This window comes from Pseudomonas sp., from assembly GCF_050739655.1.
Lineage (GTDB): Bacteria > Pseudomonadota > Gammaproteobacteria > Pseudomonadales > Pseudomonadaceae > Aquipseudomonas.
Genome location: NZ_JBOIBY010000465.1, coordinates 1 through 9,764, shown reverse-complemented (window position 1 = coordinate 9,764; position 9,764 = coordinate 1). Strand labels below are relative to the sequence as shown.

General features: G+C 58.2%; 10 protein-coding genes. 2 read left to right on the top strand and 8 right to left on the bottom strand.

What is annotated here, in order from left to right; all coding sequences use genetic code 11:
- Positions 1–58: 58 nt before the first annotated feature.
- From ACRESJ_RS22725 to puuE, 5 genes are all read right to left on the bottom strand, one after another.
- A complete protein-coding gene (locus ACRESJ_RS22725; RefSeq protein ID WP_431759929.1) occupies positions 59–1,360 on the bottom strand; it encodes a urate hydroxylase PuuD in 1,302 nt (433 codons plus the stop codon).
- A 50-nt stretch (positions 1,361–1,410) separates the two neighbouring features.
- On the bottom strand, positions 1,411–1,914 hold the full coding sequence (locus tag ACRESJ_RS22720) for an ureidoglycolate lyase (RefSeq protein ID WP_431759928.1): 504 nt from the start codon (positions 1,912–1,914) through the stop codon (positions 1,411–1,413).
- Positions 1,915–2,031: 117 nt separating this feature from the next.
- On the bottom strand, positions 2,032–3,027 hold the full coding sequence (alc, locus tag ACRESJ_RS22715; RefSeq protein WP_431759927.1) for an allantoicase: 996 nt from the start codon (positions 3,025–3,027) through the stop codon (positions 2,032–2,034).
- A 90-nt stretch (positions 3,028–3,117) separates the two neighbouring features.
- Positions 3,118–3,633, bottom strand: coding sequence for a 2-oxo-4-hydroxy-4-carboxy-5-ureidoimidazoline decarboxylase (uraD, locus tag ACRESJ_RS22710; RefSeq protein WP_431759926.1), 516 nt, complete (start codon positions 3,631–3,633; stop codon positions 3,118–3,120).
- Complete coding sequence (puuE, locus tag ACRESJ_RS22705; RefSeq protein ID WP_431759925.1) at positions 3,630–4,556, bottom strand: allantoinase PuuE; 927 nt, start codon at positions 4,554–4,556, stop codon at positions 3,630–3,632. The genes uraD and puuE overlap by 4 nt, the downstream gene beginning before the upstream one ends.
- A gap of 433 nt (positions 4,557–4,989) precedes the next feature.
- Here puuE and uraH point away from each other — a divergent pair, with 433 nt between their 5' ends.
- Positions 4,990–5,343, top strand: coding sequence for a hydroxyisourate hydrolase (gene uraH, locus ACRESJ_RS22700; RefSeq protein ID WP_046027110.1), 354 nt, complete (start codon positions 4,990–4,992; stop codon positions 5,341–5,343).
- A gap of 210 nt (positions 5,344–5,553) precedes the next feature.
- Here uraH and ACRESJ_RS22695 read toward each other — a convergent pair whose 3' ends face one another.
- The 3 genes from ACRESJ_RS22695 to ACRESJ_RS22685 form a co-directional block, all read right to left on the bottom strand.
- Positions 5,554–6,180 (bottom strand): LysE family translocator, encoded by a 627-nt coding sequence (locus ACRESJ_RS22695; RefSeq protein ID WP_431759924.1) that lies wholly within the window; start codon positions 6,178–6,180, stop codon positions 5,554–5,556.
- A gap of 72 nt (positions 6,181–6,252) precedes the next feature.
- Complete coding sequence (locus ACRESJ_RS22690) at positions 6,253–7,602, bottom strand: NCS2 family permease (protein WP_015096117.1); 1,350 nt, start codon at positions 7,600–7,602, stop codon at positions 6,253–6,255.
- Between the two features lie 356 nt (positions 7,603–7,958).
- The gene (locus ACRESJ_RS22685; protein ID WP_431759923.1) at positions 7,959–8,402 is read right to left on the bottom strand and encodes a MarR family winged helix-turn-helix transcriptional regulator; all 444 of its coding nucleotides are present in this window, start codon (positions 8,400–8,402) and stop codon (positions 7,959–7,961) included.
- 82 nt (positions 8,403–8,484) lie between these two features.
- On the opposite strand from ACRESJ_RS22685, the gene ACRESJ_RS22680 reads away from it, so the two are divergent.
- Positions 8,485–9,651 (top strand): PLP-dependent aminotransferase family protein, encoded by a 1,167-nt coding sequence (locus tag ACRESJ_RS22680; RefSeq protein ID WP_431759922.1) that lies wholly within the window; start codon positions 8,485–8,487, stop codon positions 9,649–9,651.
- Positions 9,652–9,764: the final 113 nt, after the last annotated feature.

Genomic DNA, 9,764 nt, shown 5'->3' with positions numbered 1-9,764 from the left:
CCACAGGTCATATATGAGGACCTGTGGGAGCTGGCTTGCCAGCGATGCTTTTCAACGATCAGTTGGTCGGAGCACCCTGAACAATCCAGGCGCCGATCAGGTCACGTTCCTGCTGGGTCATCTGGGTGATGTTGCCCAGTGGCATGATCTGGGTGGCGACGGCTTGTGCCTGGATCCGTGCCGCGTTCTGGCGGATCTGCTCGGGGGTGTCGAACATCACACCGGCCGGGGCTGCGCTGAATAGCGGGCTGGTTGGTTTGGCCGAATGGCAAACCGCGCAACGTTCCTGGATCACACTGTGCACCTTGTCGAAACCGGGACCGGCGTTGGACGCTTGCGCTGGAGCTGCGGCAGGCGCTGGTGCAGGTTTGGCTTCAGCCGGTTTCAAACCACCACCCACCGCTGTTTCCGGCAGAGGCTGGTACTCGATCGCGGCAGGGGTCTTGGCCACTTCCGGGCTGTTCATTGGCGCAGGGCCAGTGACATAGGCCAGGCTGATCATGCCTACCGCTGCCACTGGCAAGGTCCAGGCAAACTTGTGGCTGTCATGGCGGGTGTTGAAGTAGTGACGCACCAACACCGCCAATACCGCGATCCCAGCCAGGATCAACCAGTTGTACTGGCTGCCGTAAGTGCTCGGGAAGTGGTTGCTGATCATGATGAACAGCACTGGCAAGGTGAAGTAGTTGTTGTGACGCGAACGCAACAGGCCTTTGGCTGGCAACGCTGGATCCGGTGTGCGGTTCTCGGCAATCGCCGCTACCAGTGCGCGCTGCGCCGGCATGATGATGCGGAACACGTTACCGACCATGATGGTGCCGATGATCGCGCCCACGTGCAGGTAAGCACCACGACCGCTGAACACTTTGCTGAAGCCGTAAGCGGCGCCAATGATCAGCACGAACAGGATGAAACCAAGCAGGGCAGGGCGTTTGCCCAGGGCCGAGTCGCAGAGGAAGGAGTAGATGAACCAGCCGATAAACAGCGAGCCGATACCGATGGCCACGCCTTCAGGACCGCTCAGGGTGCTGCCAGGAGCCAGCAGGTAGAGCGTCGGGTTGGAGTAGAACACCACGCACAGCAGCGCGATACCCGACATCCAGGTGAAGTAGGCTTCCCATTTGAACCAATGCAGGTTGTCCGGCATGGTCGGTGGAGCCAGTTTGTATTTTTCCAGGTGGTAGATACCGCCGCCGTGGATCGCCCACAAATCACCGGCCAGACCGCTTTTCGGGTTGACCCGATTGAGGTTGTTTTCCAGCCAGACGAAGTAGAACGATGCGCCGATCCAGGCCACGCCAGTAATCATGTGAACCCAGCGCACGCTCAGGTTCAGCCATTCCAACAGATGTGCTTCCACAGTCTTTACCTCTCGCCTGTCACTCTGTTGTCGAGTGATCAGACCTTCTCTTATTGGTGGGGGGCGAGGATCAAACGCTCATCCTCTTTGAAAAAATGCTCATCGCAGTTATTGCCTGTGCCACTGCGATCAACCACCAGGAAGTCATCCCGCTTTTCGATCGTCAGCACCGGGTGGTGCCAAACGCCGCGATGGTAATTAATGCCCTGCCTGCCGTTGGTGACGAAGGCGCGGACCAAGCCTGATACAGGTGCATCGCCAAGTGGCGCGACCACGATCAGAAAGGGGTTGCCGAGCAGCGGAATGAAAGCCTGGCTGCCCAGCGGATGGCGCTCCAGCATGCTGACGGTCAGCGGCATGTCCTGCGCGTCGGCGCGGAAGATGCTGATGATCGCGTTGTCCTCAGGCGTGGCGGTTTCGACCACAGCCAGTTTATGGAAGCGCATGGTCGAACCATTGTTGATCATGAAGTGATCGCTGCCGTCGGTTTCGATCACGTCACCGAAAGGGGCGAAGGCTTCTTTGGTCAGCGGTTCAATCGTCAGTGTGCGCATGCTGTTCTTTTCCGAATTCTGTGTTGTTGGTTCTGTTGCTATCGCTAGCAGGCTAGCTCCCACATTTGGAATGCATTCCCCTGTGGGAGCCAGCCTGCTGGCGATTGGGCTTAGCGCTTACTTCGCGACCTTGCCCAATACTCGCAGGCGGCTCACACCACCATCCGGGAACACGTTCAGGCGGATGTGGGTGATCGGGCCCAGGGCCTTGATCTGCTCGGCGAAGGTGTGTTCGGCGTGCATTTCCAGCTTCTGGCTTGGCAGCAGTTCGCGCCAGAACAGCGATTGGGTTTCGATCTGGCTGTCGGTACCGCCTTTCACGAACGCGCCCTGGATCGAGCAGCTGTCCGGGTAGTTACCCTTGAAGTGCAGGGTATCGACGACGATTTTCTCGATTTCGCCCGGGTGACCCAGGGCGACGATTACCCAATCGTTGCCTGGCGTGCGACGACGCGCGGTTTCCCAACCGTCGCCCATGTTGATGCCACGGCCCGGGTTGAGGATGTTGCTCATGCGGCCGAAGTGTTCGTCGGAGCAGGCCAGGGCACGACCGCCGTTCAGGGCAGCTGCGAGGTCAACTTGCTCGTTGTCGCCAACAGCGGACCAGTCGCGGAACGGCACGCCGTACACGCGCAGACGGGCTACGCCGCCATCCGGGTAGATGTTGAAACGCAGGTGGCTGAAGGCCTGATCGTTGTTGATTTCGTGGTAGTGATGGCTGTTGCCCTGCAGCTCGACGGCCGACAGCACTTCAACCCACTGGGTGTTTTCGGTCGGCTCGCCTTCGGCCAGGAAGCAGGCTTCCAGGGACGCCGATGGCGGGAAGTTGCCGGTGAAGAATGAAGTGTCGATGTCCACGCCCTTGATCGAGCCCGGTACGCCCAGGCGGATCACAGCGCTGTCGAAGCCTTCGAAGCGCTTGCGGCGCGATTCCCAGCCGTCCATCCACTTGCCGTTGTCATCGAACACGCCCTCCTTCCATACGGCCGGGGTCGGTTGGAACAGACGGTTGGCGTCTGCGAACCAGTCATCGGTGACCGAGATGATTTTGGTGCCCAGGCGGGCGTCGGCCAGGTTGACGAACTTCTCGAAAGGTACGGCGTAAGCTTTCATTCTTCTTGTCTGCCTTTAAATAAGTGGCTTGGGATGCTTTCCAGGCCCTGGGCTCGTTCGGCGTTCATGAACGAGCTCGGGCCAGGATTGCTATAGGGTCAGTAATCGGAACAGGGCGATCTTGTTGATCTGCGCCAGCGCGCACTTGAACTCGGTATCGGCCGAGTTGTGGATGCGCGTTTCGAACGCTGCGAGGATCTGATGCCGGTTGCTGCCTTTTACCGCCATGATGAAGGGAAACTTGAACTTGGCTTTGTAGGCGTCGTTCAGCTCGGTGAAGCGTTGGAACTCTTCGGCCGTGCATTGGTGAATACCGGCGCCAGCCTGTTCATTGGTGCTGGCTTCGGTCAACTGGCCCTGGACGGCGGCTTTGCCGGCCAGGTCCGGGTGAGCGTTGATCAGTGTCAGCTGACTGGCGTGATCGGCGCTCAACAGGATGTCGCTCATGCGCTGGTGCAGGGTTTCGATCTCGTCGATCGAAGCGTCCTGGCCCAGGTCGAAGGCCTTCTCGGCCACCCATGGCGAATGCTCGTAGATGTCGGCGAAAGCGGCGACAAAGGCGTCACGGCTCAGCGACGAAGGTTTGACGGTTTGAAAGGTGCTCATTTGGCAGCCCCTGTGTACGGATGGGTTTCCTGCCAGTGGCGTGCGATGTCGACGCGACGGCTGAACCACACCTGTTCATGACTTTTAGCGTATTCGATAAAGCGCTTGAGCGAAGCCAGACGCGCCGGACGGCCGATCAGGCGGCAGTGCAGGCCAATCGACAGCATCTTCGGTGCGTCGGCGCCTTCGGCGTACAGCACGTCGAACGCGTCCTTGAGGTATTCGAAGAAATCGTCGCCCTTGTTGAAACCCTGGACCTGGGTGAAGCGCATGTCGTTGGTGTCCAGGGTGTACGGGATCACCAGGTGCGGCTTGCCGGTGGGATTGTTCGGTTCCCAGTAGGGCAGGTCGTCGTCATAGGTGTCGCAGTCGTAGAGGAAACCGCCTTCTTCCATCACCAGGCGACGGGTGTTCGGGCCGGTGCGACCGGTGTACCAGCCCAGCGGGCGTTCGCCAGTGATTTCGGTGAGGATGCGGATCGCTTCGAGCATGTGCTCGCGTTCCTGTGTTTCGTCCATGTACTGGTAGTCGATCCAGCGGTAGCCGTGGCTGCAGATCTCGTGGCCGGCATCGACCATGGCGCGGATCACATCAGGGTGGCGCTGGGCGGCCATGGCCACGGCGAAGATGGTCAGCGGAATGTCGAATTCCTTGAACAGTTTCAAAATCCGCCAGACGCCGGCACGGCTGCCATACTCGTAAAGGGATTCCATGCTCATGTTGCGCGCGCCTTGCAGCGGCTGAGCGGAGACCATTTCCGAGAGGAAAGCTTCAGACTCTTTATCGCCGTGCAGGACATTGCGTTCGCCACCTTCTTCGTAATTGAGTACGAACGACAGGGCGATGCGGGCATTGCCCGGCCAGTGTGGGTGCGGAGGGTTACTGCCGTAACCGATCAGGTCGCGAGGGTAGTCAGCGCTCACTGCAGTCTTCCTTCTTATATTCGTGGTGACAGTTGGTGTGACGCGACTAAAGTTGGATCACTGGCTGGCGTCACAGCGATGGGTTGATTGTATACAACTTTATATTCACTTTGTAAGCCTGATTTTTTGCATTTTTCGCTAACGGTCATCTTTCCATACTAATGACACGGACCTGCAAGAAATCTGCCTGATAGGTCAGCTAATGATTGTAGGGGGCAGCGAGCATAAGGTTTGCTGGCAAATCGGCGAGAATTCCACCGATGGCGCAGTCGGCGGTAAAAATGTCGTTTTTATTGTGTACAATTTTTTTGAAAAGTGTCTTAATCAATCTCTCGCCGCAGCGTTTCGTGCTCCGAACCGGTGCGGTCTCCTTTTACCAGACTTGCGGAGGCGCGAAGTCTGACTGCTCCACGCAGGCAGGCGCGCAGAATCAATGGGACGTTTGACTACACACGTTTTGGACGCTGCACATGGTTGCCCGGGCAGCTCGATCAAGGTCGAGTTGTACCGCGTTGAAGGCTCGCAGCTGGAATTGGTCGCCAGCGCGATAACCAACAGCGATGGCCGTGTCGATGCACCGCTGCTGCAGGGTGATGACTACCGCACGGGCGTCTATCAGGTTCAGTTCCATGCCGGCGATTACTATCGCGCCCGTGGCGTTGCGCTGCCGGAGCCGGCATTCCTGGATGTGGTGGTACTGCGCTTTGGTATCTCTGCCGAGCAGGATCACTACCATGTGCCGCTGTTGATTTCGCCTTACAGCTACTCCACCTATCGCGGCAGCTGATCCCCCAAGCAGCTGCCTCACCCTGGAAGCGACTGCGCATATAGCTTCTTTGGTTTTTCGCCCGCTCACACTGCGGGCTTTTTTTCGTCCTTGAAAAATGGCGTCTGGGCTGACGCCATCGCTGGCAAGCCAGCTCCCACAGTGTCCGGGTCGTACACAAAACATGTGAACACCCTTGAACCTGTGGGAGCTGGCTTGCCAGCGAAGCTTTTAGCGGCTCAGCAGAGACGCTGCACCCGCTCCACTGAACAACCCGGCACTGATCCGGTTAAACCAGCTCTGGCCCTTGCCACTGCGCAGATACCGCGCCGCCCCATGGGCGCCAAGACCGTAGGCCAATTTGCACATCAGATCCAGCACGGTCCAGGTGGCAATCATCACCAGCAGCTGCGGCAGGAACGGTTGCTCGGCACTCAGGAACTGCGGCAGGAACGCGGCGAAGAACAGGATATCTTTCGGGTTGCTGGCGCCGAGCATGAACGCGCGCCCGAACAGTGCGCGAAAGCGCGGCACTGCTGCAGCCTGAGGCACTTCGGCGCCATGGGACGGCTGGCGCGATTGCTGCCAGCTCTGCCAGGCGAGGTAGAACAAGTACAACGCACCGACGATCTTCAACGCGCTGAACAGTTGTTCCGATGCCAGCAGCAGGGCGCCCAGGCCCAGCGCCGATGCACTCAACAGGCAGATCGAGGCAATCACGCCACCGAGAAATGCCGGGTAAGAACGGACCAGGCCGTAATTCAAACTGTTGCTGATCATCAGCAAAGACAGTGGCCCCGGGATCAGGATCACTACCAGCGCAGCGCCGCTGAACAGCAGCCAGGTTTCCAGACTCATCACTTTCCTCCATTTGCACAAAAGCCTCACCCGACGGGGTGAGGCTGTTTTGAAACGTGTCCCGCGTGTGGTTTACAGGAAGATGAACTTGGCGATGAAGATCGCGCAGAGCACCCACAGACTCACGGAAATTTCCTTGTACTTGCCGGTACCGGCCTTCAGCGCCACATAGGTGATGAAGCCCAGAGCGATACCGTCGGCGACCGAGAAGGTCAGCGGCATCATGATTGCGGTGACGATCGCCGGAATGCTGTCGGTGGCTTCGTCCCATTCGATGTGGGCCATACCACCCATCATCAACATGGCTACATAAATCAGCGCACCGGCGGTGGCATAGGCAGGGATCATGCCGGCCAACGGTGCGAAGAACATGGCAGCAATAAATAGCACACCTACGGTCACGGCGGTAAGACCAGTCCGACCACCTGCTGCTACGCCAGCGGCACTTTCTACATAGCTTGTTACCGGTGGAACACCGACCACCGCACCGAAAACGCTGGAAGCACTGTCGGCTTTCATGGCGCGGGAGAGGTTTTCGATCTTGCCGTCAGCGCCCACCAGATTGGCACGTTGAGCAACACCCATCAGAGTGCCGGCGGTATCGAACATGTGCACAAAGAGGAACGCCAGGACCACGCTGATCATGCTGACGTTGAACACGCCGGCGACGTTCATGGCCATCCAGGTCGGAGCCAGGCTCGGCGGTGCCGACATGATCCCTTCGTAATGCACCAGACCAAGGCCCCAACCCGCCAGGGTGACCGTGATGATGCTGATGAGGATCGCGCCAAACACTTTGTGGTAGCTGAGGATGGCGATCATCAGGAAGCACACGGCGGCCAGCAGTGGACCAGGTTCACGCAATGAACCGAGTTTGATCAGAGTGGCTGGGCTATCGACGACGATGCCCGCGGTTTTCAAGCCGATCAGGCCCAAAAACAGGCCCACGCCGGCGCCCATGGCGAAGCGCAGGCTCACTGGAATGCTGTTGAGCAGCCATTCGCGGATACGCGAGAAGGTCAGGATCATGAACAGCACACCGGAAACGAACACCGCACCGAGCGCGGTTTCCCAGTTGTAGCCCATGGTTCCGACCACGGTGTAGGTGAAGAAGGCGTTCAAACCCATGCCCGGCGCCAGGCCGACCGGCCAGTTGGCGTACAAACCCATCAACAGGCAACCCAGTGCAGCGGCAATACAGGTGGCAACGAACGCCGCGCCATGGTCGATCCCGGCGTCAGCCATGATGTTGGGGTTGACGAAGATGATGTAAGCCATCGTGATGAAGGTAGTCAGACCGGCAATCAGCTCGGTCTTCACCGTGGTGCCGTGCAAGCTGAGTTTGAACAGACGTTCCAGCAAGCCATTGCGTAGGGGCGGCGAGAGATCCAGCGTCGATGCTTCGGATTTGCGGCTTTCCACAGCGAGTACTCCTCAAGAGTTTTATTTTTATTTCCAGGGCCGGATCCGAGAGGGGTGGCAGCGGCCCTTTGAGGCATTTGCGAATTTGTTGACCTATTGGTCAGGAACTCACACGATGTGGATTATGCTTTTGTATACAAAGAAAGCAAATAATGTTTTCGATTTTGTGGGCGAAAAGTTTGGCAATCGGGATATATCGGCCGTTCGGACGCCATCGTCGGAACGCCGCCGGGAGCAAGCACGCCCGCAGTTGACGCATTTCCATGTAGGAACTGCCGCAGGCTGCGATCTTTTGAATCTCAACAGCAAGATCAAAAGATCGCAGCCTGCGGCAGCTCCTACAGGGTTTGTGGGGTTCAGATTTTTTTATGATTCTCACCAAGCGCCAGATTCACCGCCAGCCAACCATTCACTGCTGCTTCCCCAGCTTCAGCGAACACCTGCTCCAGCAATTTCACCTGTTCACGGCGCAACGCCTGTTCAAAACGCGCGCCGTCGTCGGTCAGTTCCAGCAGCCGTTTGCGCTTGTCCGTCTCAGACGCAACGCTGTTCACCAGATGCATCTCCAGCAACTGACGCAGCGGCATGTTCAGCGCCTGCTTGGTGACGCCGAGCAATTCCAGCAGCTCTTTGACGCTGAGGTTCGGATAGCGGGCGATGAAAAACACGATGCGCTGATGAACCCTGCTGAGGCCGCGACGCTCAAGCATTTCATCGGCCTTGGCGGTGAATGCCTGGTAGCCGAAGAAAAACGCCTCCATGGCCTCTTGTTGGGAAATCGGGTTTTTAAGGTCAAACATATTGACGTATCCGTTCGAGCTGTCGTAATTTCGGTCAACAAGTTTGACTCATTTATCTCTTGCCTCGCTACCGGTGATCTCCATGGCTTTTTCCGAACGTGTCACGCGCCTTAAAAGTTCTTTGATCCGTGAAATCCTTGCCGCTGCCCAGCGTCCGCAGGTGATGTCGTTTGCCGGTGGACTTCCCGCTGAAGCCATGTTGCCCAAGGTCGAGTGGGCCGAGATGCCGGTGTCCATCGGCCAATACGGCATGAGCGAAGGCGAGCCGGCGTTGCGTGAAGTACTGGCGGCAGAGGCGAGGGCGCTGGGTGTGCCGTGCGAGGCGAGTCAGGTATTGGTGGTCAGTGGCTCGCAGCAAACCCTCGATCTGGCGGCCAAGTTGTACATCGACAAGGGCACCGAGATTCTTCTCGAAGCCCCGACTTACCTGGCAGCGCTGCAAATTTTCCAGTTGTTCGGCGCAGACTGCATCACCGTACCGCTGGAGGCCGATGGCCCTGACCTGGTTCAACTGCGTGCTCGCCTGGAAAAGCATCGTCCGGCGTTCATCTACCTGATCCCGACGTTCCAGAATCCGTCGGCGGTGCGTTACAGCGAGGCCAAGCGCGACGCGGTGGCGGCCTTGCTCGATGAGTTCGGCGTGACGTTGATCGAAGACGAGCCTTATCGCGACCTGACGTTTGATGGTGGTAGCGCCACGCCCATTGTCAGTCGCTTGAAAAAGGCCAGCTGGATCTACACCGGCACCGTCTCGAAAACCTTGATGCCGGGATTGCGCGTGGGTTACCTCATTGCGAGCCCCGACCTGTTCCCGCATTTGCTCAAACTCAAGCAATCGGCAGACTTGCACACCAACCGGGTTGGCCAGTGGCAAGCGTTGCAATGGATCGGCAGCGAGGCTTACCAGCAGCACCTGGGTGAGTTGCGTGATTTTTACAGGGGGCGTCGAGATGCGTTCCAGGTGGCGCTGTACACCCACTTCGCTGATCTGGCGGAATGGAACGAACCGCAGGGCGGGCTGTTTTTCTGGTTGAAGCTCAAGCAGCCACTGGACACGCGAACTTTGCTCAATGCCGCGTTGGCCAAAGATGTGGCGTTCATGCCGGGAGAGCCGTTCTTCCCCGAGCCTGACAAGCATCACGGGTATCTGCGGCTGAACTTCAGCCATATCGACCCTGCGCGATTGGATGAGGGGCTTGGACGACTGGCGGCGTTGGTGCGAGATGCCCAGGCGAGGCAAGCGGCCTGAAACAAATAAACCGGCTCAAGGGCCGGTTTATTTTTATCTGGAGTTTGCAGCGATTGTACTGGCCTCATCGCCAGCAGGCTGGCTCCCACAAGTTTTGTTAACACCACAAATCC